Origin of the sequence: Pseudonocardia sp. (genome assembly GCF_050250275.1) — a bacterium.
Lineage (GTDB): Bacteria > Actinomycetota > Actinomycetes > Mycobacteriales > Pseudonocardiaceae > Pseudonocardia.
The window spans coordinates 108,442-131,591 of the sequence record NZ_JBFWOY010000021.1 but is presented as its reverse complement, the minus strand read 5'-3'; the positions used below and the strand labels follow the sequence as shown (position 1 = coordinate 131,591).

The 23,150-nt window shown below is 74.4% G+C and carries 21 protein-coding genes; 12 read left to right on the top strand and 9 right to left on the bottom strand.

Annotated features, from left to right (window positions below; translation table 11 throughout):
- Positions 1-172: 172 nt before the first annotated feature.
- Together AB7F12_RS19755 and AB7F12_RS19750 are read right to left on the bottom strand one after the other, a co-directional pair.
- Positions 173-397 (bottom strand): hypothetical protein, encoded by a 225-nt coding sequence (locus AB7F12_RS19755; RefSeq protein WP_428496946.1) that lies wholly within the window; start codon positions 395-397, stop codon positions 173-175.
- Complete coding sequence (locus tag AB7F12_RS19750; protein WP_428516716.1) at positions 390-1,694, bottom strand: PspC domain-containing protein; 1,305 nt, start codon at positions 1,692-1,694, stop codon at positions 390-392. The genes AB7F12_RS19755 and AB7F12_RS19750 overlap by 8 nt, the downstream gene beginning before the upstream one ends.
- A 164-nt stretch (positions 1,695-1,858) precedes the next feature.
- Between AB7F12_RS19750 and AB7F12_RS19745 the strand changes: the two genes are divergently transcribed.
- Together AB7F12_RS19745 and AB7F12_RS19740 are read left to right on the top strand one after the other, a co-directional pair.
- Positions 1,859-3,265: a PspC domain-containing protein gene (locus AB7F12_RS19745; protein ID WP_428496949.1), complete on the top strand. Its 1,407-nt coding sequence runs from the start codon at positions 1,859-1,861 to the stop codon at positions 3,263-3,265.
- A gap of 80 nt (positions 3,266-3,345) precedes the next feature.
- The gene (locus AB7F12_RS19740) at positions 3,346-3,990 is read left to right on the top strand and encodes a response regulator (protein ID WP_428496991.1); all 645 of its coding nucleotides are present in this window, start codon (positions 3,346-3,348) and stop codon (positions 3,988-3,990) included.
- Between the two features lie 45 nt (positions 3,991-4,035).
- On the opposite strand, the gene AB7F12_RS19735 is transcribed toward AB7F12_RS19740, so the two are convergent.
- The 3 genes from AB7F12_RS19735 to AB7F12_RS19725 form a co-directional block, all read right to left on the bottom strand.
- Positions 4,036-5,220 (bottom strand): hypothetical protein, encoded by a 1,185-nt coding sequence (locus AB7F12_RS19735; RefSeq protein ID WP_428496950.1) that lies wholly within the window; start codon positions 5,218-5,220, stop codon positions 4,036-4,038.
- Positions 5,221-5,665: 445 nt separating this feature from the next.
- On the bottom strand, positions 5,666-5,989 hold the full coding sequence (locus tag AB7F12_RS19730) for a hypothetical protein (protein ID WP_428496951.1): 324 nt from the start codon (positions 5,987-5,989) through the stop codon (positions 5,666-5,668).
- Between the two features lie 55 nt (positions 5,990-6,044).
- Positions 6,045-6,359 (bottom strand): chorismate mutase, encoded by a 315-nt coding sequence (locus AB7F12_RS19725; RefSeq protein WP_428496952.1) that lies wholly within the window; start codon positions 6,357-6,359, stop codon positions 6,045-6,047.
- Between the two features lie 213 nt (positions 6,360-6,572).
- Here AB7F12_RS19725 and AB7F12_RS19720 point away from each other — a divergent pair, with 213 nt between their 5' ends.
- Positions 6,573-8,975, top strand: a complete 2,403-nt coding sequence (locus AB7F12_RS19720) for a UvrD-helicase domain-containing protein (protein WP_428496953.1) — start codon at positions 6,573-6,575, stop codon at positions 8,973-8,975.
- Positions 8,976-9,054: 79 nt separating this feature from the next.
- Positions 9,055-9,600 (top strand): SRPBCC family protein, encoded by a 546-nt coding sequence (locus AB7F12_RS19715; RefSeq protein ID WP_428496954.1) that lies wholly within the window; start codon positions 9,055-9,057, stop codon positions 9,598-9,600.
- A gap of 7 nt (positions 9,601-9,607) precedes the next feature.
- Here AB7F12_RS19715 and AB7F12_RS19710 read toward each other — a convergent pair whose 3' ends face one another.
- Together AB7F12_RS19710 and AB7F12_RS19705 are read right to left on the bottom strand one after the other, a co-directional pair.
- A complete protein-coding gene (locus AB7F12_RS19710; RefSeq protein ID WP_428496955.1) occupies positions 9,608-10,357 on the bottom strand; it encodes a M23 family metallopeptidase in 750 nt (249 codons plus the stop codon).
- Positions 10,358-10,723: 366 nt separating this feature from the next.
- Positions 10,724-11,677, bottom strand: coding sequence for an esterase/lipase family protein (locus tag AB7F12_RS19705; RefSeq protein WP_428496956.1), 954 nt, complete (start codon positions 11,675-11,677; stop codon positions 10,724-10,726).
- 249 nt (positions 11,678-11,926) lie between these two features.
- Between AB7F12_RS19705 and sucC the strand changes: the two genes are divergently transcribed.
- The 6 genes from sucC to purH all read left to right on the top strand — a co-directional run bounded on the left by sucC (position 11,927) and on the right by purH (position 18,912).
- Positions 11,927-13,096: an ADP-forming succinate--CoA ligase subunit beta gene (sucC, locus tag AB7F12_RS19700; RefSeq protein ID WP_428496957.1), complete on the top strand. Its 1,170-nt coding sequence runs from the start codon at positions 11,927-11,929 to the stop codon at positions 13,094-13,096.
- A 1-nt stretch (position 13,097) separates the two neighbouring features.
- Positions 13,098-13,985 (top strand): succinate--CoA ligase subunit alpha, encoded by an 888-nt coding sequence (gene sucD / locus AB7F12_RS19695; protein ID WP_428496958.1) that lies wholly within the window; start codon positions 13,098-13,100, stop codon positions 13,983-13,985.
- Between the two features lie 106 nt (positions 13,986-14,091).
- Positions 14,092-14,799 carry a DUF5336 domain-containing protein gene (locus AB7F12_RS19690; RefSeq protein WP_428496959.1) on the top strand — a complete coding sequence of 236 codons (708 nt, stop codon included), beginning with the start codon at positions 14,092-14,094 and terminating at the stop codon, positions 14,797-14,799.
- 71 nt (positions 14,800-14,870) lie between these two features.
- Positions 14,871-16,607 carry a cell division protein PerM gene (locus AB7F12_RS19685; protein ID WP_428496960.1) on the top strand — a complete coding sequence of 579 codons (1,737 nt, stop codon included), beginning with the start codon at positions 14,871-14,873 and terminating at the stop codon, positions 16,605-16,607.
- Between the two features lie 107 nt (positions 16,608-16,714).
- Positions 16,715-17,356 (top strand): phosphoribosylglycinamide formyltransferase, encoded by a 642-nt coding sequence (purN, locus tag AB7F12_RS19680; RefSeq protein WP_428496961.1) that lies wholly within the window; start codon positions 16,715-16,717, stop codon positions 17,354-17,356.
- A complete protein-coding gene (purH, locus tag AB7F12_RS19675) occupies positions 17,353-18,912 on the top strand; it encodes a bifunctional phosphoribosylaminoimidazolecarboxamide formyltransferase/IMP cyclohydrolase (RefSeq protein WP_428496962.1) in 1,560 nt (519 codons plus the stop codon). The genes purN and purH overlap by 4 nt, the downstream gene beginning before the upstream one ends.
- A 4-nt stretch (positions 18,913-18,916) precedes the next feature.
- On the opposite strand, the gene AB7F12_RS19670 is transcribed toward purH, so the two are convergent.
- Together AB7F12_RS19670 and AB7F12_RS19665 are read right to left on the bottom strand one after the other, a co-directional pair.
- Complete coding sequence (locus tag AB7F12_RS19670; protein ID WP_428496963.1) at positions 18,917-19,099, bottom strand: hypothetical protein; 183 nt, start codon at positions 19,097-19,099, stop codon at positions 18,917-18,919.
- Positions 19,100-19,103: 4 nt separating this feature from the next.
- Entirely contained in the window at positions 19,104-20,276 is a 1,173-nt protein-coding gene (locus AB7F12_RS19665; protein WP_428496964.1) for a glycosyltransferase family 2 protein, read from the bottom strand.
- Positions 20,277-20,499: 223 nt separating this feature from the next.
- On the opposite strand from AB7F12_RS19665, the gene AB7F12_RS19660 reads away from it, so the two are divergent.
- Together AB7F12_RS19660 and AB7F12_RS19655 are read left to right on the top strand one after the other, a co-directional pair.
- The gene (locus AB7F12_RS19660; RefSeq protein ID WP_428516718.1) at positions 20,500-21,273 is read left to right on the top strand and encodes a hypothetical protein; all 774 of its coding nucleotides are present in this window, start codon (positions 20,500-20,502) and stop codon (positions 21,271-21,273) included.
- Positions 21,270-23,087: a DNA polymerase Y family protein gene (locus AB7F12_RS19655; RefSeq protein ID WP_428496966.1), complete on the top strand. Its 1,818-nt coding sequence runs from the start codon at positions 21,270-21,272 to the stop codon at positions 23,085-23,087. The genes AB7F12_RS19660 and AB7F12_RS19655 overlap by 4 nt, the downstream gene beginning before the upstream one ends.
- The last annotated feature ends 63 nt before the right edge of the window (positions 23,088-23,150 follow it).

The following is a 23,150-nucleotide window of genomic DNA, read 5'->3' as shown; positions in this document are numbered from 1 at the left end:
GGCGACGCGCGCGGCGTCCCCGAGAACCGGGGGGCCGGGGCAGGGCCCGGGACGTCGTGAGTGGCGAGGGTCGCTCCCGCGACCATCGCCACTCACAGGGTCGTCCGCCCCCACGGACGACCTCCGGCGGGCGGCGCCTCCCCCGCGCCGCCGCGGCCTGGGACGGCCCGGGTCAGGTGCCGCTGCGCCGCAGGCTGCCGACGAGCATCAGCAGCCCGAGCAGTACCGCCGCGCCGGCGATCAGCCAGCGGGCGTCGAAACCGAGGGTCGTCAGCGACGACCCGAACAGCGCCGGGCCCGCGACGGCGAGGCTCAGCAGCCCGACGACGAGGCACAGCAGATCGGGGAACCGGCGGCGGGCGGGCGCGCCCGGACGCGTGGATGTCGGCTCAGCCACGGTGCACCTCCACGTTGCCCAGGCCCGCGTGCAGGTCCAGCACGATCGGGCGCCCCGACCGGACGCCGTCGGCGCCCAGGTCCTCGACGACGTCGACGCGGGCGTTGCTGCCACCGCTCTCGCGGTCGCCGAACTGCACGTGACCCAACCCGGCGGAGCCGCGCAGCGTCACGTCGGCGTTCGCGGGCACCCACACCTCGAGGTTGCCCATCCCGACCGACGCGGCCGTGCGGACGGCGTCGGCGGCCGTGCCGGGGGGCGCGGGCGCCGTGGCGCCCTCACCGGGCAGCGACAGGTCGAGCTTGCGCAGGTCGAGCTCGATGTTGCCGGCGGCCCGGTCGTACTCGCGAGCGACCATGTCGATCGTCTCCGGCGCGGTCACGGTGCTCCCGATCCCGCCCCGCAGCCCGTCGCTCGGGATCTGCGTCGCGCCCCAGGTCAGCAGGCACATGATCAGCGCGAACGGGATGATGCCGCGGCCTGCGTGGACGAACGCCCCGACGACCAGGCCCGCGCCCAGGACGCCCAGGACGATCGCGAACAGCACGGGCAGCGACGTCAGCCCGGCGCCGCCGAGCAATAGCGCTCCCAGTACCCCGCCGACGACCAGGGCGACGGCCAGCGTGACCGCCGTGACCGGCGGGCGCCGCCGCGGGGCGGGCGCCTCGGGTGCGGGCTCGGGGGCGGGCTCGGGCAGGTCCCACGCGAAGGGCGCGGCGCCCAGCGGATCCCACGACGGCGGGGTCGGCTTCGGCTCGCCCGTCACCGGGTCGAGCTCGGTCGTCCCCTGCTGCGCGGTCGCGTCCCCGTCCTTGCGCAGCGAGACCGTCGGAGCCCCGTCGGCCGGGCCGGGCTGCGACGTGGCGCCGGGGCCGGGGATGCCACGTCCACCGCGGGCGCGGTGCAGCAGGAACAGCAGGCCGAGCGCGATGATCGCCGGCCAGATGATCCCGCCGTCGCGACCGAAGATCGCGCCCGTCCCGACCACCGCGGCCACGACCAGCGCGATCAGCAGCCCCGGGTGCGGCCGCTTACCCGGCTGGGCCGACGCCGCGGCGCCGTCCGTCGGGTCGTCCTCGGCGGCCTCCGGCAGCAGCACCCAGCCCGCGATGTAGAGCGCCGCGCCGATCCCGTAGATCGCGGCGACCACGAAACCCACCCGCACCAGCACCGGGTCGATGTCGTAGCGACGGGCGATCGCCGCCGCGACCCCCGCGACCTTGCGGTCGTGACGTGGCCGCGCCGGGCGCGTCTCCCACATCTCCCGCAACGTCGAATGCACGTCCGTCCCGTTCATCGCTCTCCCCCGCCGCGCGAGCGCAGCGCGTCACGACGGCGCTGCGCTGACGATCCGCTCACAAGCTCGCTCATGGCTGTTCCCCCTCCATGGGCACCAGCCTCCCGCGTGGCGGGCGTGCGCCCATCCGGGACGACCCTGAGGTCCCCCCGAGGTCGTCCCCGATGCCCCGGGGACGTCCTGCGTGTGACCATGGTGTCGTGAGTCAGCCAGCAGCGGCCGGCGCCCCGGGCGCGGCGGGTCCCGCACCGCCCGTCGCGGCGGTCCCGGAGCCGCCCGTGCCCACGCGCGGCCCGTTGGAACGGCGCCGGTCCGGAAGGCTCGTCGCCGGCGTCGCCGGGGGCGTGGCCGACCACCTCGGTATCGACGTCCTGTGGGTGCGCACCGCGTTCGTGGTGCTCGCCGCCATCAACGGCGCGGGCGTCGTCGGCTACGCGCTGCTGTGGATGTTCGTGCGCCAGGAGAGCTCCGACACCGAGCGGGCCGTCCCGCGCCGCGAACGCCAGCAGGCCATGGGCCTCGTCGCGCTCGGGCTCGGCATCGGGCTCGTCGCGGCCCTGCTCGGCAACGCCGTCATCGGCTGGATCGTCGGGCCGCTCGGCGTCGCCGCGCTCGGCGCCGCCGTCGTGTGGCGGGAGGCCGACGAGGCACAGCGCCGCCGCTGGGCGGCCGGCGCCCGTTCCGGTGTCGCCGGTGCCGCGGGGGGTGGGCGCACCGCCCTGATCCGCGTCGTCGCGGGTGCCCTGTTCGTCGCGCTCGGCATCGCGGTGTTCCTGATCGGCAACATCAACCTGGGCCAGGTCCAGTTCGGGCTGCTCGCCGTGATCGCGACGATCGTCGGCATCGGCGTGCTCACCGTCCCGTGGTGGCTGCGGCTGGCCCGCGACCTCGGGGAGGAACGCCGGCAACGCATCGTCGAGGCCGAGCGCGCCGAGATCGCCGCGCACCTGCACGACTCCGTGCTGCAGACCCTCGCCCTGATCCAGCGCCAGGCCGACGACCCGCGCGAGGTCGCCCGGCTCGCCCGCGGTCAGGAACGCGAGCTGCGGCACTGGCTCTACGGCCCGCAGGGCTACGGCCGCGGCAGCAACGGCGGCGGGGTGAAGGCACCCGCGCTCGACGAGGGCCTCGCCGAGTCGCTGACCAGGGCTGCCGCCGAGGTCGAGGACACCTACGCGCTCACCGTGAGCCCCGTCCTCGTGGGCGCCGACCGGCCGCTCGACGCGGACCTGCGTGCCCTCGTCCTCGCCGCCCGCGAGGCCATGGTCAACGCCGCCAAGCACGCCGGGGTCGACGAGATCAGCGTCTACGTCGAGATCGAGCCCGACGAGGTCAACGTGTTCGTCCGCGACCGCGGCAAGGGGTTCGACCCCGACGACGTGCCCGACGACCGGCACGGCCTCGCCGACTCGATCAGGGCGCGCATGGCCCGCCACGGCGGCCGCGTGCGGCTGCGCAGCACCCCCGGTGAGGGCACCGAGGTGCACCTGGCGATGACGATCACCGACGCGGCGGCACCGGACCGCGGCACCGAGCACGAATCGGACGAGAAGCAGGAGGCGACGTCGTGACCGACGAGCAGCCCGGCACCGAAACCCCCGGCACCGAAACCCCCGGCGACGAGGCTCCCGGCGACACGGCCCGGAAGCCGATCACCGTGTTCCTCGTCGACGACCACGGCCTGTTCCGCGCGGGTGTGCGCGCCGAGCTCGACCGCGGCGTCCCCGACGTCGAGGTCGTCGGCGAGGCCGGTTCCGTCGACGAGGCGGTCGCCGCGATCCGCCACCACGTGCCCGACGTCGTGCTCCTCGACGTCCACATGCCCGACGGCGGCGGCGCCGAGGTGCTGCGCCGGGTCCGGCCCGAGGCCCCCGGTGTGGTGTTCCTGGCGCTGAGCGTCTCGGACGCCGCCGAGGACGTCATCGCCGTGATCAGGGCCGGGGCCCGCGGGTACGTCACCAAGACCATCTCGGGGCGCGACCTCGCCGACGCCGTGCGCCGCGTCCACGGCGGCGACGCCGTCTTCTCGCCGCGGCTGGCCGGTTTCGTGCTCGACGTGTTCTCCGACCGGCCCGGCGCGGCCCCGCCCGGTGACCCCGAGCTCGACCTGCTCACCCGCCGCGAACGCGACGTCCTGCGGCTGCTCGCGCGGGGTTACGCGTACAAGGAGATCGCGGGCGAGCTGTTCATCTCGGTGAAGACGGTCGAGACGCACGTGTCGAGCGTCCTGCGCAAGACGCAGCTGTCCAACCGCTACGAGCTGTCCCGCTGGGCATCGGACCGCCGCCTGGTCTGAGCGCGCCGACCACCGTGTCCCGGGGTCGGCCGCCCGGGGGCCGCGTCAGCGGGAGCCGGTCAGGCCGCCGACGAGTCCGCCGACGGTGCCGCTCGCGGTCTCGACGAGCCCGCCCGCGGTGTCGCTGACGCCGCGGCCGACGGTCTCGACGACCGACTGCTGCGGGCCCGTGCCCGGGGCCGGGTTCGACGGGGTGAGCAGGTCGAGGGCCGGCGCCAGCGGCGGGGCGAGGTCCTTGACCGGCTCGGTCACCGGCGCGAGGATCCGGTTGACCGGGGTGGTGACGGGCTCGGCCAGCTTGTTCACGGTCCCGACGGCGGAGCCGAGGGTCTTGCCCAGGCCGTCGCCGAGGCCCTCGACGGCGCCACTCGCACCGTCGGTGAGGGGCTTGAGCGGCGTGTTGCCGCCCGCCTGCTGGACGGCCTGCGCGACCGGCCGGGTCACGCTCGTGACGGTGTCGTCGACGGTGGACGAGTGCTGGGGCTGCTGGCTGTCGGCCGGAACCTGCCCGCCGGCCGTGCCGCCTCCGGAGTTGCCGCCGACGCCGCCGCCACCGGTTCCACCGGCCGACCCGCCGCTGCCACCGGCCGACCCGCCGCTGCCACCGGCGACCCCGCCGCCGGCGCCGCCGGAGCCGAAGACGGCGCCACCCGCGCTACCCGCGCCGCCGCGGCCGCCGGAGGCCTGCTCCGGGAGCGCCGAGGGGAACGCGACGTTCATCCAGGACGTCGGGGCCGCGGTACCGGCCGCGAGCGCGTTGCCGGAGGACGGCAGCGCCGCACCGGAACCGTCGCCGGCTCCGCCGCGGCCGGGGAAGCTGCCGTCGAGCTGGTCCTGGGCGGCCGAGGAGTTCGAGGCGGCGTCGGTGAACACGGCGGCGCCGAGGACGCCGCCGATCGTCAGCATGGCGGCCGCGGCCGCGGTCAGCTTCCGCCGGCCGGAGGCGCGTTCCTCGACGGTGTCGTCGGCGGTGCGCTCGAGGCGGGACGCGCGGGGCTTGAGGGGGCGGTCGAAGGAGTGCGGGGCGCGTCCCTCGCGGCGCATCAGGCTGCCGACGGACACGTAGTCGGGATCGCTGCGGCCGGGGAGGTCGGGCTCGGCGTCGGCCGGCCGCGCCTCGTCCACATCGGACGCGGCTCGAGGGGCGGGCACGTTGCGCCGCACCAACTCGGCGACCGTGACGATCTCGGCCTCGCGTCGAGCCGGACCACGCTGAGCGAACGCGACCACGGTGTGTAGTCCCCCTTCGAGTGATGACTTGCAGCGTCCACACTTACCGGACACGCGGAACGTTCACCAAGTGTCATTCGCCCGCTCATCGACGCCGTCTCCAACGAGTGAATTCCGCTCATCGACGGCTGCCGACCGCTGAACGTCGGTAGCGCTCCGCAGTCGATCACTCACACAGGTGGATCAAGGGACGAAGCCGCAGGCAGCATCGGTGCGGCACCGCCTGAACCGATCGCCTCCGTGTCCCGGATCACCTTTCGCCGAGCGGTGCATCCGAACGGGGGCCCGGTCGGCGCCGAACGGACGCGTCCCCCCGGAGACCACCCGGGCGGGGGAGTGGCAGCGTCGTGAGCGGCCGTCACGCACCGTGCCTGGCCGACCGGGCGCGGCGTCGTCACCGGCCCTGCGCGGAGCCGACGGCCGGGCCGGGTGCGGGTTCGGACCGTCAGCGGGGGAGCTGGCCGCGGAACTCGCGCCGCGTCGAGTCGAGGGCGCCCTTCGCCGCGATGCCGGCGCCGCCCGCGAGGAGGATGCCGATGATGTCGGGCACCACCCCGCCCGTGGTGAACAGCAGCCCGATCAGCGCGACGAGCGCCGTGCCGCCCGCGACCTTCCAGCGGCTGTTGACGTAGTCGGCGGTCGCGCCGCCGGCCAGGCCACGCTCCTTGGCACTCTTGTTGAGCATCGCGAGGTAGCCGACATGGCCGAGCGCGGCGAGCACGCCGACCAGCGCGATGACGAAAGCGACGATGCCGAAGACGGTCCCCATGTCTCCACTGTGCCACCGAATCCGCCGGTGGGGACGGGAATCCGGCCGATCGGGGTCAGCGCCCGCCCAGCCGGCCCCGGCCGAGCCGCAGCAGCAGCATCGCCAGCTCGCGGCCCTCCTCGCCGAGCTCGCGGAACCGGGCCAGGACGTGGATCTCGCGGCTGTAGACGATCCGCGGGCCGCCGCCGGCCATCCGGACGGCGCCGATGCGCCGGGAGACGTCGGTGCGCTCCCTGACCAGGCGCAGGATCTCGGCGTCGAGCCGGTCGATCTCACGCCGGAGCCCGTCGATGTTCGCGGCGTCGTCCGCGGTGTCCTGCGTGGGAGCGACGTTCCCGCTCGGGGCGGACTGCTCTGTGGTCACGGACATGGTCTCCTCCTGTGTGCGGCTCACCGGCCCGTGACATGCAAGCGCCCCGGGTCCAGTGGACTCCGGGGCGTCGGGGCTGAGTGCGTCAGGCGGCGACGGGAACCGGAATCCGGTACCCGTAGAGAAATCGCTGCGCCGTCGACACGCGGCGAGTCTGCCACACCGGCGCCGCGGCGCGCACCGTCGTACCCCGCCGGTACCGTGTTCGACACGATGAGCGCGCTGTTCGAACTGCCTTCCAGCAACCCCGCCCGCCCCACCACCGAGCGGGGCAGGAAACTGCTCGAGGGGCTCAACCCGCGGCAGGTGGAGGCGGTCACCCATGCCGGGTCGCCGCTGCTGATCGTCGCGGGCGCGGGCTCGGGCAAGACGCGGGTGCTCACGCACCGGATCGCGTGGCTGCTGGCGGAGCGCCAGGTGCACCCGGGCGAGATCATGTCGATCACCTTCACCAACAAGGCCGCGGCCGAGATGAAGGAGCGGGTCGACGCACTGGTGGGCCGCCGGGCCAACGCCATGTGGGTGTCGACGTTCCACTCCATGTGCGTGCGCATCCTGCGCCGGGAGGCCAAGCACCTGGGGGTGCGCAGCGCGTTCTCCGTCTACGACGCGGACGACTCGCGCCGCCTCGTCGGCATCGTGGCCCGCGACCTCGAGCTCGACCCGAAGAAATTCGCCGCCCGCGGGCTCGCCGCGCACATCTCGAACCTGAAGAACGAGCTGCTCTCGGCCGACGACGCCGCGGAGCGCGCGACCAACGACTTCGAGCGCCGGGTCGCGGAGGTCTACCTCGGCTACCAGTCCCGGCTGCGGCAGGCCAACGCGTTCGACTTCGACGACCTGATCATGGAGACGGTGTCGCTGCTGTCGCGGCTGCCCGCCGTCGCCGAGTACTACCGGCGCCGGTTCCGCCACGTGCTCGTCGACGAGTACCAGGACACCAACAAGGCGCAGTACGAGCTGGTCCGGCAGCTGGTCGAGCCGGCGACGCCGGGCGGGAAGCCCGCGGAGCTGTGCGTCGTCGGCGACTCCGACCAGTCGATCTACGCCTTCCGCGGCGCGAACATCCGCAACATCATCGAGTTCGAGCAGGACTTCCCCGACGCGCGGACGATCCTGCTGGAGCAGAACTACCGGTCGACGCAGACGATCCTGTCCGCGGCCAACAACGTCATCGCGCGCAACGCGAACCGTCGCGACAAGCGGCTGTGGTCGGACCAGGGCGACGGGGAGAAGGTCGTCGGCTACGTCGCCGACAACGAGCACGACGAGGCGTCGTTCGTCGCGGGCGAGATCGACCGGCTGGTCGACTCGGGGGAGTTCCGCAACAGCGACGTGGCGGTGTTCTACCGCACCAACGCGCAGTCACGTGTGTTCGAGGACGTGTTCCTGCGCGTGGGGCTGCCGTACAAGGTCGTCGGCGGGGTGCGGTTCTACGAGCGGCGCGAGATCCGCGACGCGCTGGCCTACCTGCGGGTGCTGTCCAACCCGGAGGACACGGTCAGCCTGCGGCGCATCCTCAACGTGCCCAAGCGCGGCATCGGCGACCGGGCGGAGGCGCTGGTCGCGGAGTACGCGGAGCGCCACCGCACGTCGTTCTCCCGGGCGCTGCGGGTCGCGGCGGAGCAGCCCGAGGAGCTCCCGGCGCTGGCCACCCGCTCCCAGCGCAACATCGCCGACTTCCAGCGGATGCTCGACGAGCTGCGGGAGCTGGTCGACCGCGGCGACGACACGGCCGAGATCCTGGAGGCCGTCTACGGGCGTACCGGCTACGTCTCCGAGCTCGAGGCGAGCGACGACCCGCAGGACGGCTCCCGGCTGGAGAACCTGGCCGAGCTCGTCACGGTCGCGCGCGAGTTCGCGGGCGACGCGGCGGTCGCCGACCTGCTCGACGGCGGCTCGTCCGACCCCGACGGCACCGTCATCGGCTCGGGTGAGCTCGCGCTCGACACCGACGACACCAACGTCGGAGCCCCGCCGCCCGGGTCGCTGGCGGCGTTCCTGGAGCGCGTGGCGCTGGTCGCCGACGCCGACTCCATCCCCGACGACGACTCCGGCATGGTCACGCTGATGACCCTGCACACGGCCAAGGGCCTGGAGTTCCCGGTCGTGTTCCTCACCGGCTGGGAGGACGGCGTCTTCCCGCACATGCGCGCGCTGGGCGATCCGGCGGAGCTGGCGGAGGAGCGGCGGCTGGCCTACGTCGGCATCACGCGGGCGCAGCAGCGGCTGTTCCTGTCGCGCGCGATCGTCCGTACCGCGTTCGGCCAGCCCAGCGTCAACCCGGCGTCGCGCTTCCTCGACGAGGTGCCGGCCGAGCTGGTCGAGTGGCGTCGTGAGGAGGCGCAGCGGCCGTCGGCGCCGGTCGGGCGCTTCGGGTTCGGCCGCCGCCCCGGCGCGACCGACCGCGGCGACTGGCGGGTTCCGGAGCGGAAGCTGAACCAGGCCACGATCAGCCTCGACGTGGGCGACCGGGTCAACCATGACAAGTACGGGCTGGGAACGGTGGTCGCGTCCGACGGTGCGGGCGCCCGGGCCACGGTGACGATCGACTTCGGCAGCGCGGGCACGGTCCGGCTGATGCTGATCGGCGGGGTCCCGCTGCAGAAGCTCTGACCGACGAGTTCCGGCGGGCCGCGTCGTCAGTACTCCTGGAGGCGCCCGACGGGGGCGCTCAGGACCCGCGAGGAGTGCCATGACCGCCCAGCACGAGCCCGTGACCGCCCGGCACGAGACCACGGCTGCCCAGCACGAGACCACGACTGCCCAGCACGAGACCATGACCGCCACACTGACCGTCGACGCACCCGTCGACGCCGTGTTCGCCGTGCTGGCCGATCCCGCCGCCCACGCGGCGATCGACGGCACCGGCTGGGTGCGCGACCCGGTCGACCGGGCGCCGCTCGCCGAGGAGGGGCAGGTCTTCCGGATCAACATGTTCCACACGAACCACCCGAACGGCGACTACCTCATGGCCAACCAGGTGCACGTCCTGGACGCGCCGCGCGTGATCGGCTGGCGCCCCGGGCAGGAGGGCGAGCGCGGCCTGGAGTTCGGCGGCTGGACGTGGCGCTACGACCTGACGCCCGCCGGCGCCGGGACCGAGGTCGTCCTCACCTACGACTGGTCGCAGGTGCCGCCGCCGATCCGGGAGTTCATCTCGTTCCCGCCGTTCGGGCAGGAGCACCTCACGAACTCGCTGCAGCACCTGGGGGAGCTGGCGGCAGCCCCGTCCGCCTAGGACGGGGTCAGTCGTGCGCGGGGCCGTCGTCGCCGGTGCCGGGGATGACGATCCCGCGCGCGGCGAGCCACGGGATCGGGTTGATCTTCTGCCCGCCCGGGGTCCAGATCTCGAAGTGCAGGTGCGGGCCGGTCGACTGGCCGCGGTTGCCCATCTCGGCGATCTTCTCGCCGGCGGTGACCTTCTCGCCGACCTTGACCAGGCTGCGGTTGACGTGGCCGTACACGCTGTGCGAGCCGTCGGGGTGCGCCAGCACGACCCACATGCCGAAGCCGCTGGCGGGGCCGGACTCGGTCACCACGCCGTCGGTGACCGCGTAGATCGGGGTGCCGATGCTGTTGGCGATGTCGATGCCGTAGTGGGTGACGCCCCAGCGGGCGCCGAAGCCGGAGGTGAACCGGCCCGTGGTGGGCAGTACGTAGGCGGCGCCCTGGAACAGCACGCCCTGTGGGGCCCCCGCGGCCAGCGCCTGGCGCAGCTTGTTGGCCTGCCGGGCGATCTTCTCGCCGATGTCGACGGCCTTGGTCAGGTTCGCGACGTCGACGTCCTCCCCCGGGTCGAGCGTGTCGACCGGCTGGGCGGCCCGGAGCCGGCTCGCGCCGATGGCGGGCTGCGCCGGGGTGGACCCGGCGTCGTCGGGGACGGCCGCGGTCGTCGTCGAGACGGGGATCATCGCGTTGGTCGAGAGGTTCGCGTACGGCTCGTCGACCGGGTGGCTCTGCCCCCAGAGTGAGGCGAGCGACTGTCCTGCGGCCACGAGCGCCCCGGCCGCCGCGAAGGCGACCGTCGCACGTCCACGGACGTGCGCGGGTGGTGGGGCCGGAAGCCGGTGTCCACCCCGGGCGTCACCCGCGCGGTTACGCGGGCGTACGTCGGGGTGGTCCTGGTCGGCGCCGCGTGGGGAGCGGTGGCGCGACAAGAACTGCCCTTCTCGATGCGATGAGGCAGTCCGATCCACGGGTGGGACACGCAGGGCGGGTTGGGGAGACCCTCGGCGGGCCGGTTCGGGGCCGGTCCGTCACCTTCGTGATCCGTCCGTGATCCGGACCCGGCGAACGTAGCGGGCGCCGCGGCGAGGTGGCAAATCCCTCAGGGGCGTGTGCGCAGATGCACCCGGACGTGGTCAGGCGGGCGAAGATTCGTCACGCAGAGTCGCCGATTCGGCTCTCCGGGTGCGCGACCTGCGTATGAAGTGATCAGTCGACGCGTCCACGCGCGCGAGCGCGGTCGCCACCCGATGAACGGTGCGCGGGTCGATCGGGAGCGAGAGGTGACCCACGTCACGCAGCTCGAGCTCGTCGACCATGAGATCCGGGTGGACCAACCGGGCATTCCGTTGCGGCACGACCATTTCGTCCATCCGGCTCCAGACGACCAGGAACCGTGTGGTGCAGTGCGGAGCGGGCTCGGCGAGCTCCGTCAGGACCGGTGAGCCCGGCCGCAGCTGGCGCGCGAGCGGCGTCGGCAGCAGGTAGGCGGTCGTCGTCCCGGTGTGCGGGCTGCCGAGCGTCACCAACATGTCGACGGCCTCGTCGCCACCCATCCGTTGCACGTAGTAGCGGGCGATCATGCCGCCCAGGGAGTGCCCGACGATGTGCACCTTCTCCGCACCCGTCGACTCCCGGATCTCCTCGACCGCCCGGCGCAGATCGCGCGCCGCGTCGCGCAGGTCACCGGTCAGGATGCCGTAGTTCACCGCGTGCACCCGGCCGAAACCACGCCGTCGCAGCGCCCGGCCGAACACGCTGAACACCGACCTGTTGTCCATGATCCCGTGCACCAGCAGGATCGGCGTCCCCGCCGCGGTCACGTCGGACACCACGAGGCTGCGGCTGCGGGGCGGCAGCACGTCGGTGCGGTAGTGGTCGGGGTCGCGCACCGACTCCGCGAGCAGCCCGAGCGGGTAGCTCGCCACGTGCACGGCGAGCCACGCGCCCTCCAGGGCGACGCCCCGCAACCCCGCCGGCGACCCGAACGTGCGGACCGCGTACCCCGCGGCGCGGCCGGCCTCGCGCGCGAGCGAGCCCGCCCCGCCCGCCACCGTGGCCAGACGGGCCAGAGCGTTTCCGGCCGCCATGGACGAACGGTAGGTCAGGGACACGCGTACCGCCCATCCTGGACGTTCGGACGTGGCGCGGAGTCACCCGGTGTGAGCAGTCCCACCGGCATGGTGACTCGTCTCACCGGGCCAGGTCAGGGCCGGTGCGCCGACCGTCGCTAGGGTCCTTGGGCGGAGAACACGGTCGAGTCCGGTGGTCGACGGCGCGACGCGTCAGACCACGCGCCCGCGGCCGCCTGCACATCGAAGTGATCAGGAGAGAGCCGAGTGGACCTGTACGAGTACCAGGCGAAGGACCTCTTCGCCGCACACGGAGTCCCGGTGCTGCCGGGCCGGACCGTCGAGACCGCGGATGACGCGGCCGCGGTCGCCGCCGAGCTGGGCACCGCCGTCGTCGTGAAGGCGCAGGTGAAGACGGGTGGCCGCGGCAAGGCGGGCGGCGTCAAGCTCGCCGAGAACGCCGACCAGGCGAAGGAGAAGGCCGGTGCCATCCTCGGGATGGACATCAAGGGCCACACCGTGCACCGCGTCCTGGTGACCACCGCCAGCGACATCAGCGAGGAGTACTACTTCTCGTTCCTGCTCGACCGGTCCAACCGCACCTTCCTGGCCATGTGCTCGGCCGAGGGCGGCATGGAGATCGAGCAGCTGGCCGTCGAACGCCCCGACGCGCTCGCGCGCATCCCCGTCGACGCCATCGCCGGCGTCGACAAGGCCAAGGCCGACGAGATCGTGGCCGCCGGGAAGATCCCCGCCGCGGTCGCCGACGAGGCCGCGCAGGTCATCGTCAAACTGTGGGAGACCTTCGTCTCCGAGGACGCCACCCTCGTCGAGGTCAACCCGCTCGTGCGCGACCCGCAGGACAACGTCATCGCGCTCGACGGCAAGGTCACCCTCGACGAGAACGCCGACTTCCGCCACCCCGACCACGCCGCGCTGGTCGACGAGCGCACCGAGAACGCGCTCGAGGCCAAGGCCAAGGCCAAGGGCCTCAACTACGTCAAGCTCGACGACGGCCAGGTCGGCATCATCGGCAACGGTGCCGGGCTGGTCATGTCCACGCTCGACGTCGTGGCCTACGCGGGGGAGAAGCACGGCGGCGTGAAGCCGGCCAACTTCCTCGACATCGGCGGCGGCGCATCGGCCCAGGTCATGGCCGACGGGCTCGACGTCATCCTGGGCGACCCCGACGTCAAGAGCGTGTTCGTCAACGTCTTCGGCGGCATCACCGCGTGCGACGCCGTCGCCGACGGCATCGTCGAGGCACTGAAGATCCTCGGTGACGCCGCCACGAAGCCGCTCGTCGTGCGGCTCGACGGGAACAACGTCATCGAGGGTCGGCGCATCCTCGACGAGGCGAACCACCCGCTCGTCACGCAGGTGGACACGATGGACAACGCGGCCGACAAGGCCGCCCAGCTGGCGGCGGGTGCCTGACATGTCGATCTTCCTCAACGAGAACAGCAAGGTCATCGTCCAGGGCATCACCGGCGGCGAGGGCACCAAGCACGCCACCAAGATGCTGGCGGCCGGCACGAACATCGTCGGCGGCGTCAACGCCCGCAAGGCCGGCACCACCGTCACCATCGGCGGCAAGGACCTCACGGTCTTCGGCACCGTCGAGGAGGCCATCAAGGAGACCGGCGCCGACGTCAGCGTCGTCTTCGTGCCGCCGAAGTTCGCCAAGGACGCCGTCATCGAGGCGATCGACGCCGAGATCCCCCTCGCCGTCGTCATCACCGAGGGCATCCCGGTGCACGACTCCGCCTACTTCTGGGCGCACGCCGTCGCCAAGGGCAACAAGACCAGGATCATCGGCCCGAACTGCCCCGGCATCATCAGCCCCGGCAAGTCCAACGCGGGCATCATCCCGGCCGACATCGCCGGCCCCGGCAAGATCGGTCTGGTGTCCAAGTCGGGCACGCTGACCTACCAGATGATGTACGAGCTGCGCGAGATCGGCTTCTCGACCGCCATCGGCATCGGCGGCGACCCCGTCATCGGCACCACGCACATCGACGCCCTCGAGGCGTTCGAGGCCGACCCCGAGACCGCCGCCATCGTCATGATCGGCGAGATCGGCGGCGACGCCGAGGAGCGCGCCGCGGCGTTCATCAAGGCCAACGTCACCAAGCCGGTCGTCGGCTACGTCGCGGGCTTCACCGCCCCCGAGGGCAAGACGATGGGCCACGCGGGCGCCATCGTCTCCGGCTCCGCGGGCACCGCGCAGGCGAAGAAGGAAGCCCTGGAGGCCGCCGGCGTCAAGGTCGGCAAGACCCCGTCCGAGACCGCCGCCCTGATGCGGGAGATCGTCGCGGGCCTGTAGCCCACCGGGCGGCGGCCCGCCACGAGGCGGGCCGCCGCACTGGGTTACCGTCGGCCCGGTCGGATGACGACGCGCGGCCACACGCCGCGTGACGGAGGGGAAGTCGATGTCTGCACAGCCCGAGGCCCAGGCCGCCAAGGCACTGGAGGGCCCGGCGCGGTTCGTCGCGATGGGCGTCGGCGCCCTCGCGATCGTCGTCTACCTCTGCTCGTTCTCCAGCGCGATCTTCCTGTACCTCACCCAGGGTCAGCAGATGCTGATGGTCGGCGGGCTGCTCGTCGCGGCCGGACTGATCCGCCGCTCGCTGGTCCTGCCCGGCGCCATCGTCGCCCTCGTCGGCGGCCTCGCCGTCCTCCAGGGCTCGCTCGCCGCCTCGTCCGCCGCATCGGCGCTGTCCGGCGGGTTCGGCTCGCCCAGCGCCTCGCTGCCGACGATCGTCATCGTCGTCATGATCCTGGCGCTGCTCGAAGCCGCCGGCGCCGTCGTCGTCGTCCTCATGGACCTGGGCGTCATCAAGCCCCCGGCGCCCAAGCCGCCCACCGCCTACGGCCCGCCCCCCGGCTACGGCCAGCCCTACCAGGGCGGATACCTGCAGCAGCCACCGCCCGGCTACGGCGCCCAGCAGCCGCCCAACTACGCCCAGCCCACCGGGCCGCAGGCCTCGCCCTACGCCCAGCCGCCGTCGTACGGCGCGCACGGCTGGGGCGCCCCGACGCCCGGTCAGCAGCCCGTCACGCAGCCCCCGGGCGACTCCACACAGACCATCCACACCAACAGCTCCGGCGAGCAGCAGCCCCCCACGCAGCAGCAATAGGCGCGGCCACGCCCGCCCCCGCCCGGCGTGCCTGACCGGTTCGGGCCGCCCGCGCTGAGATGGTGGACGACGTGAGCCGCACCCACCCTCCCCGGAGCCGTTCGGTCCCGGCCACGCCCGACGCCCCCGGACCACCGCCGTCCGACGGGCGATCCGACGGTCTCGACCGGCTGCGGATCCTCCTCGCGTCCGCGATGGGGACCGTGCTCGTCAGTTACGGCATCCTCCTGCCCGCGGCGGCGCTCGTCGTCCTCACGGCCGGCACCGGCATGTCCGCCGACGGCGTCTTCGCCACCGCCATCCCGCTCTGGCTCGCCGCGCACCAGATCCCGCTGACCGTCGTCGGCGCGCCCCTCAGCGTCCTGCCGCTGCTGCCGACCCTCGTCCTCGTCCTGGTCGTCGCCGGCGGCGCCCGCTGGTCGGTGCGCCGCCTCGGCGGCCGGATCCGCACCGACGCCGGGGCCGTCCTGGCCGCCCAGGCGGGGGCCCACGCGGCCGTCGCCGTCCTCGCCAGCGCACTGCTCCCCGCCGCGGCGCCCGTCTCCGTCGCGCCCTGGGCCGCCATGGTCGGCGCCGGTGTCGTCGCCGCCCTCGCCGCCGGGCTCGGGCTGCTCCGCGAGTGCGGCGTCCCCGCCGAATGGCGCGCCCGCCTCCCACGGTGGGCGTCCGCCACGCTGCGCGGCGCCGCCGCCGGGCTGCTGGCCCTCCTCGCCGCCGGGGCCACCGTCCTCGCCGTCGCCATGGTGCTGCGCGCCGGGGAGGTCGAGACCGCCTTCTCGACGCTCGCCCCCGGTTTCGGGTCCTCGCTCGGCGTCTTCGTGCTCTCCGTGGCCTACCTGCCCAACGCGGTGGTCGCGGGGGCGTCGTGGCTGCTCGGTCCGGGCGTCTCGGTCGGGGCCGCCGCAGCCTCGCCATTCACCGTCGCGGGCGGGCCCCGGATGCCGTTCCCGCTGCTCGCCGCCATGCCCGACACCCCGCCCCCCGCGTGGGTCCTCGTCGTCCTGCTGGTCCCACTGGCCGCCGGCGCCGCCGTCGGAGCCGCTTGCCGCAGCGCCCTCGCCGACCTCCCCGACGTCAGGCTCCGGCTGCGCGCCACCGTTGCCGCGGCCGTGCTCGTCGCCGTCGGGATGGTCGTCGCCGCCCTGCTCGCCGGCGGCCGGCTCGCCGCGGGCCAGTTCGACCCGGTCCGGCTGCGTCCGGAGCTGTTGCTGCCCGCCGTCCTGCTGTGGGTGGGTGGGCCCGCGCTCCTGGTGGCGACGTTCCAGCGCTCCGTCCCCGGGGCCGTCGCGCTGCGCGAGGACCCCGGGTTCGACGAGATCGAGGACGAGCCGCAGGAGCGGACCGGGGTGCCCGACGGGGCCGACGATTCCGCTGACGCACGCGACGCCGGCGGCGAGCCGGAGGGCGGCGACGAGGAAACCGGCAGCGGGTCGGATGACAGGTTCGATGACGAGCCCGAGGACGGGGCCGATGACGGGGCCGAGGACGGCGCGGACACGCGTCTGCCCTCGGAACCCGCGCGCAACCTCACCGCTGTGCGGGCCCGCGGACACGACCGTGAGGTTGCACCCGACGACGCGGACGGGTCCGGGCTCGACGGGTCTGATCCGGACGCCTCCGAGCCCGACCCCGACTCCGGCGACCGCGGGCCCGCGCGCACCCCCACCGCTGCGCGGGGCCGCCGGAAGGGCCGCCGGCAGGAACGCGACGAGGAGGGCGGACCCGCGGCCGCCGACCCACCGCGCACGCCGCAGACCGTCGCCGAGCTCGTCGCCCAGCGACAGGCGGAGGGCGACGGCGACTGGTGAGGGCCGGCGCGCGACCCGCAGCCCGGGGCGACGCCGGTGTGACCGCCGCCTCGGCTTAGGCTCGACCTCGACATTCGTCTGTCGAACCGCCGTGCCCGAGGAGTGGTGTGCCCGAGTCGTCCGGTTCCGCCCCGCAGCGCGAGCAGCCCGTCCGCAGCCGGATCGTGGTCCTCGCATCCGGCACCGGCACCCTCCTGCAGGCCCTCCTCGACGCCACCGCCGACCCCGCCTACCCCGCGGGCGTCGTCGCCGTCGGCACCGACCGCGCCGGAGTGGGCGCGCTCGACCGCGCGGAGGCCGCGGGCGTCGACACCTTCTCCGTCGCCGTCCCCGAGTACGCCGACCGTGTCGCCTGGGACCTCGCCCTCACCGAGGCCGTCGCCGCGTACCGGCCCGACCTGGTCGTCTCCGCCGGGTTCATGAAGATCCTCGGCCCGGCCTTCCTGTCGCGCATCACCTGCCCGGTGATCAACACCCACCCCGCGCTGCTGCCGTCCTTCCCCGGGGCCCACGGGGTCCGCGACGCGCTGGCACACGGGGTCAAGATCAGTGGTGCGACGGTGCACCTCGTCGACAGCGGTGTCGACACCGGACCGATCCTCGCCCAGGAGGCGGTCCCGGTGCTGCCCGGCGACTCAGAGGCCGAGCTGCACGAACGCATCAAGATCACAGAACGACGGTTGCTGGTGGGCACCGTCGCCGCGCTCGTCCGAGGCGGGCGCGACCGGACGAGAGGTGACCTTCCGTGAGCGAGCGCAGAGCGGTCCGACGGGCCCTGATCAGCGTCTACGACAAGGCCGGCCTGCTCGATCTCGCGACGGGGCTGCACGCCCTCGGCGTCGAGATCGTGTCGACCGGGTCGACGGCGCAGCGGATCGCCGACGCGGGCGTGCCCGTGACGCCCGTCGAGGAGCTGACGGGGTTCCCCGAATGTCTCGACGGTCGGGTGAAGACGCTGCACCCGCGGGTGCACGCCGGGCTGCTGGCCGACACCCGCCGCCCCGAGCACCTCGCGCAGCTGGAGCAGCTGGGCATCGCGCCGTTCGACATGCTGGTGTCGAACCTCTACCCGTTCACGCAGACCGTCGCGTCGGGCGCCACGCCGGAGGAGTGCGTCGAGCAGATCGACATCGGCGGTCCCGCGATGGTCCGCGCGTCGGCGAAGAACCACGACAGCGTCGCGGTCGTCGTCGACCCCTCCCGGTACGCGTGGGTCCTGGAGCAGATCAAGCAGGGCGGGTTCGACCTCACCGACCGGCGCCGGCTCGCCGCCGACGCGTTCCGCCACACCGCCACCTACGACGTCGCCGTCGCGTCCTGGATGGGCAGCGTCCTGGCCGCCGACCCCGAGGGCGGACCGTTCCCGGACTGGGCCGGTGCCACCTGGGACCGGGCGGCGACGCTGCGCTACGGCGAGAACCCGCACCAGGCCGCAGCACTCTACGTCGACGGTTCGGGCGGTCTCGCGGGCGCGGAGCAGCTGCACGGCAAGGAGATGTCCTACAACAACTACGTCGACGCCGACGCCGCCTGGCGGGCCGCGCACGACCACGGTGACGTGCCGACCGTCGCGGTCATCAAGCACGCCAACCCGTGCGGCATCGCGGTCGGCACCGACGTCGCCGAGGCCCACCGCAAGGCCCACGCCACCGACCCGCTGAGCGCCTTCGGCGGTGTCATCGCGGTCAACGGTGAGGTCAGCGCGGAGATGGCCACGCAGGTGGCGGACATCTTCACCGAGGTCGTCGTCGCCCCCGCGTTCGCGCCCGAGGCGCTGGAGATCCTGGGGCGCAAGAAGAACGTGCGGCTCCTGCGTATCGACGGTCCCGGTCGGCGCCTCGGCGTCGAGCAGCGGCCGATCTCCGGTGGGCTGCTGCTGCAGCAGCGTGACGCGATCGACGCCCCCGGCGACGACCCGTCGGCGTGGACGCTCGCGACCGGCGACCCCGTGTCCGACGACGTCCTCGCCGATTTGCTGTTCGCATGGCGGGCCTGCCGGGCCGTGAAGTCCAACGCGATCCTGCTGGCGTCGGGCGGTGCGGCCGTCGGCGTCGGGATGGGGCAGGTCAACCGGGTCGACTCGGCGCGGCTGGCCGTGGCCCGGGCGGGCGCCCGGGCCCGCGGGTCGGTCGCGGCGTCGGACGCGTTCTTCCCGTTCCCCGACGGCCTGGAGATCCTGCTCGAGGCCGGCGTCGCCGCGGTGGTGCACCCGGGCGGCTCGATCCGCGACGACGTCGTCACCGAGGCGGCCGCCGCGGCGGGTGTCCCGCTGTACCTGACGGGGACGCGGCACTTCGCGCACTGAGCGCTCACTCGCGGCCCCGCCCTCTCGGCAGTATCCGGAGCAGGGCGAGGGCCGCGGTGAGCAGCGTCGTCGCCGCGACGACGTGCCACAGCACCGCCATCGGCCACGGCAGGTCGTCGACCGCGTAGCCGGCCAGCCCGACCGGTACGGCGACGCCGCCGGTGGCGGCGCACAGCTTGGCGTACAACGGTTCACGCCCTGCTGGGGGAGAGATGGTGCCAGGTGGCCCGCCTGCCCCGCAGGGTCTCGGACGCGGCGCGCAGGAACACCGCCTGCTGGAACAGGTCGTAGCCGAACTCGACCACCATCGGCAGCGCGAGCGCGATGCCGGCGGGTCCGCGGGCACGGACCGTCCACACCCGTTCGACGACGAACACCGCCGTGACCGCGAGCCAGAGCCCGGCGGGCGGACCGAGCAGGCCGGCCGTCGCGAACAGTGCGGTGGCCAGCAGGAAGAGCGCGACCGCGACGATGCCGAGGTACATGCCGACCTGTCGGGCCAGGTAGGGCACGGTGACGGCGGTGAGCCCGTAGCCGCGCAGGTTCTCCAGGGCCCCGCGCTGCCAGCGCAGGCGCTGGTGCCACAGGTCGCGCCACGTCGGCATGATCTCGGTCAGGACGCCGCACGCCGCGGGGGAGACCGTCCGCCCGCCGAGGGTGCGCACGGCCAGGGTGATCTCGTTGTCCTCGGTGAGCGCGCCGGGGTCGTAGACGTGCCCGGCCGGGCCGGGGAGCCTGTCGCCGCGGCTGCGCGCGACCTCCCGCAGCACCCCGACCCGGAACACGGTGGCCGTCCCGGTGAGCACCGACGCGCGGTCGCCGCGCCGGGAGATCTCCCGGGCGTAGCGGGCGTACTCGTTGCGCTGCAGGGCCCCGACGAGGCCCGCGCCGGCCTCGCCGTGGAAGACACCGCCGACGGCGCCCACGGTGTGGTCGGCGTGCAGCCGCAGTACGGCGGTCTCGACGAACCCGGGGACCAGCATCGAGTCGGCGTCGGTGACGAGCAGCAGGTCGTCGTCGGACAGGGTGGGCAGCAGCAGGGCCAGTGCCTGGTTCAGGGCGCCGGCCTTGCGGTCACGGTTGTCGTGGGTCTCGACGACCTCCGCCCCGTGTCTGCGCGCGACGAGGGCGGTGTCGTCGGTGCAGTTGTCGGCGACGACGACGATGCGGTGGAGCGCGACGGTCTGGTTGCGCAGCGATGCGATCGCCTCGGGGAGGGTCCGCTGCTCGTCGTGCGCGGGGACGAGGGCGAGGACGCGCGGCGGCCGGTGTCCGGGCAGGCCGGCGGTGTGGTCGAGGGGTGCCGGGGGCAGGTCTAGGGTGAGGCCGGCCAGCTGGGTACGGCGTTTCTGACCCCGCGTCACGTGTGTCGCTCCAACGAGTCGAAGGGAGAACCCGGGTCGGGGACCGGCCCGGCTGCATATTCGTACAGTCACGGCGGGCGGTGACGGGACTCCTCGTTCGAGTGACTGTGGACAACCGGTAGATCCATGACCCTTCCGAGTGGCTCGCCGACGTTGTCCACAGGCGGTCGTGGGGCGGTTGAGCCGCCCTCCGCCGGTCCCTATGATTCGAACACAAGTTCGAATGACGGGTGTGTCGGAGGGTGTGGCGATGGCCGAGGTGGCGCGGGCCGATGCGGCGAGCAGGCTCGAGATGGCGCGGGGGTTGTTGCGGCGGGTGGAGCGCCCCGCCCGGCTCGACCCGGCCAGGGTCGCACCCACCCCGGGTGCCGACGGGCAGGTCCTGCCCGTCGTCCCTGCGCTCGCCCGGGTGCTGCCCGCGGGAGGCCTGCGTCGGGGGTCCACGGTGGCGGTGGCGGCCACCCCGGGAGCCACCTCCCTGCTGTTCGCGCTGCTCGCCGAGGCGTCGGCAGCGGGAGCCTGGGCAGGGGTCGTCGGCCGTCCGGACCTGGGCGCACTCGCCGCCGCCGAGGCCGGGATCCGGCTCGACAGGCTGGCGCTGGTCCCCGAGCCGGGGCGCGACCTCGTCGCGGTGGTCGCCGCCCTGGTCGACGGGCTCGATCTCGTGGCCGTCGCGGGCCACGAACGTGCCGGGGTCCGGGCGGCCGATCGGCAACGGCTCGCCGCGCGGGCCCGCCAGCGCGGCACGGTACTGATCGCGCTGGGCTCGTGGGCGGGAGCCGATCTGGAGCTGGCCTGCACCCGGCCGTCGTGGGAAGGGCTGGTCGGCGGCGGTGCCGGGCGGTTGCGCGCCCGGCGGGCCGGGGTACGGGTGCGCGGGCGGGGGATCGCCCCGGGCGGCCGGGAGGTCCCGTTGCTGCTGCCCGGGCCGGTCGGTGCTCCCGAGACGGTGTCCGTGGACGCGGCCCCGGTCCAGGAGCGGGTGGCCGCCGTATGAGCAGGGTGGGCGCGGGGGCGGATCCTGACGACGGACCGGTGCGGGTACTGGCGCTCTGGTCGCCCGACTGGCCGGTCACCGCCGCCGCCCGCGCCGAGGGGGTCCCGTCGCACCGGCCCGCGGCGGTGGTCGTCGCCAACCGGGTGCTGGCCTGCTCGGCCACCGCCCGCGCCCACGGGGTGCGCCGGGGGTTGCGCCGCCGCGAGGCCCAGGCCCGCTGTCCCGAGCTCGCGGTCCTGGGCCGCGACCCCGAACGCGACGCCCGGCTCTTCGAACCCGTCGTCGTCGCGGTGGAGGAGCTGGCGCCGGGGGTCGAGGTCGTCCGGCCGGGCCTGGTGGCGCTGCCCGCCCGCGGGCCCGCCGGGTTCTTCGGCGGGGAGCTGGGGGCCGCGGAGCGGCTGGTCGACCAGGTGGCGGCCCGCACCGGCGTCGAGTGCCAGGTCGGGGTGGCCGACGGGTTGTTCGCCGCCGTGCTCGCCGCCCGCCGCGGGGTCGCCGTCGAGGCGGGGGCCACGCCGGCGTTCCTCGCCCCGATGGACGTCGACGAGCTCGACCGTGAGCCGGAGGTCGACCGGTCCGAGCTCGTCGGGCTGCTGCGCCGGCTCGGGCTGCGCAGCCTCGGCGCGTTCGGCTCGCTCGACGCGGCCGACGTCGCGTCCCGGTTCGGCGCCGACGCCGTGCTGGCCCACCGGCTGGCGCGCGGACTCGACCCGCGCCCGCCCGTGCGGCGCTGCCCGCCCGAGGAGCTGGCGGTGGAGCTGGAGCTCGACCCGCCGGTCGACCGGGTCGATGCCGCCGCGTTCGCTGCCCGCGGCCTCGCCGAACGGCTGCACGGTGTGCTCGCCGGACACGGGCTGTCCTGTACCCGGCTGGGCGTCGCGGCCACCACGGAACAGGGCGAGGAGCTGCTGCGGATCTGGCGCTGCGCCGAGCCGCTCACCCCGTCCGGCACGGTCGACCGGGTGCGCTGGCAGCTCGACGCGTGGCTCACCCGGGGCGGGTCGGGCGCCGTCGTGCGGATGCGGCTGACGCCCGAGGAGACGGTCACCGCGGGCGCGTTGCAGCTCGGACTGTGGGGCGAGGTCGGAGTGGCCGACGAGCGGGCCGGGCGAGCCCTCGTCCGGGCGCAGGCGCTGCTGGGTCCGGGCGGGGTCGTCACGGCGGTGCTCACCGGTGGCCGCGATCCCGCCGAACGGGTCCGGTTCGTCGCCTGGGGCGACGCCCGCGGCACGCTCGACGGCGTCTCCGACGAGCGGGCCGGTCCGATGTCGGGGGAGCAGGCCCCCGAGGGGGGCTGTTCGCCCGACGGCCCCGGCTCACGGGCCGGCCGTACCGGTGGTGGTTCGGGGCCGGGACGCTCGCGCGAGCCCGGCCCCGGGGCGGCCCAACCGCCGCCCCCACCCGCCGGGCCCATGCGGCGCAACGCCCGGCGCGGCACCCGTCGCACCAAACCGGTCCGGACCGCCCGCCCCGCCCTGCTCTCGCCCCCGCCCGCGTGGCCGGGCAGGCTCCCCGCGCCGTCGCCCGCATCGGTGCTGCCCGAGCCGCAGCCCGCCGTCCTGCTCGACGCCGCGGGAGGGCCCGTCGGGCTCCAGGCCTCCGACCTGCTGGCCACCGTCCCCGAGCGGCTCGACGTCCCGGGCGGGCCGTCGGGCACTGTCGTCGGCTGGGCGGGGCCGTGGCCGGTGCAGCAGCGCTGGTGGGTGCCCGGCGCGGTGGGGACGGCCCGGCTGCAGGTCGTGCTCGACGACGGCACGGCCGTGCTCCTGACGGCCGCCCGGGGGAGGTGGTGGCTCGCCGCCGGCTACGACTAGGTCCGAGCCACCACCACCGGGAGCGCGCCGGCCGACTCCGGCCGTACCGACCCTCGCACGGAG

What these genes read in the sequence shown, in the direction of transcription:
- AB7F12_RS19750 (WP_428516716.1), bottom strand. Translation starts at nt 1,694, where the DNA reads ATGAACGGGACGGACGTGCATTCGACGTTGCGGGAGATGTGGGAGACG.
- AB7F12_RS19745 (WP_428496949.1), top strand. Translation starts at nt 1,859, where the DNA reads ATGCCCCGGGGACGTCCTGCGTGTGACCATGGTGTCGTGAGTCAGCCA.
- AB7F12_RS19730 (WP_428496951.1), bottom strand. Translation starts at nt 5,989, where the DNA reads ATGGGGACCGTCTTCGGCATCGTCGCTTTCGTCATCGCGCTGGTCGGC.
- AB7F12_RS19725 (WP_428496952.1), bottom strand. Translation starts at nt 6,359, where the DNA reads ATGTCCGTGACCACAGAGCAGTCCGCCCCGAGCGGGAACGTCGCTCCC.
- AB7F12_RS19720 (WP_428496953.1), top strand. Translation starts at nt 6,573, where the DNA reads ATGAGCGCGCTGTTCGAACTGCCTTCCAGCAACCCCGCCCGCCCCACC.
- AB7F12_RS19715 (WP_428496954.1), top strand. Translation starts at nt 9,055, where the DNA reads ATGACCGCCCAGCACGAGCCCGTGACCGCCCGGCACGAGACCACGGCT.
- AB7F12_RS19705 (WP_428496956.1), bottom strand. Translation starts at nt 11,677, where the DNA reads ATGGCGGCCGGAAACGCTCTGGCCCGTCTGGCCACGGTGGCGGGCGGG.
- sucD (WP_428496958.1), top strand. Translation starts at nt 13,098, where the DNA reads ATGTCGATCTTCCTCAACGAGAACAGCAAGGTCATCGTCCAGGGCATC.
- AB7F12_RS19690 (WP_428496959.1), top strand. Translation starts at nt 14,092, where the DNA reads ATGTCTGCACAGCCCGAGGCCCAGGCCGCCAAGGCACTGGAGGGCCCG.
- AB7F12_RS19660 (WP_428516718.1), top strand. Translation starts at nt 20,500, where the DNA reads ATGACGGGTGTGTCGGAGGGTGTGGCGATGGCCGAGGTGGCGCGGGCC.
- AB7F12_RS19655 (WP_428496966.1), top strand. Translation starts at nt 21,270, where the DNA reads ATGAGCAGGGTGGGCGCGGGGGCGGATCCTGACGACGGACCGGTGCGG.